The 255-nt window shown below is 43.9% G+C and carries 1 protein-coding gene; it reads left to right on the top strand.

Annotated elements, in window-relative coordinates; genetic code table 11:
- Nucleotides 1-255 (top strand): LysR family transcriptional regulator (locus AAEY62_RS23445; protein ID WP_350636855.1); only part of this gene is annotated, 255 nt, incomplete at both ends.

Raw genomic sequence — 255 nt, 5'->3', positions numbered from 1 at the left:
ACTCAATGCACTGTCGGCGGTTATTAGTGAAGGCGGGTTTGAAAAAGCCTCTAAAAAGCTATTTATTACGCAATTGGCAGTAAGTCGGCGTATTCATCAACTCGAAGCCAAACTTGGAGAGCCTGTAATTATTAGAACGCAGCCACCGCGGCCAACCGCTCTTGGAAAGCGTTTACTTAATCATTTACAACAAGTCCTGCAGTTAGAAGTTGCTTTAAACGTAGATGCACTTAACGAGCACTCCAGCTTAAACAC

The sequence above is a fragment of the Pseudoalteromonas sp. GW168-MNA-CIBAN-0100 genome, assembly GCF_040309225.1.
In the GTDB taxonomy this organism is placed as follows: domain Bacteria; phylum Pseudomonadota; class Gammaproteobacteria; order Enterobacterales; family Alteromonadaceae; genus Pseudoalteromonas; species Pseudoalteromonas arctica.
This window is presented reverse-complemented; position numbering and strand designations above follow the sequence as displayed.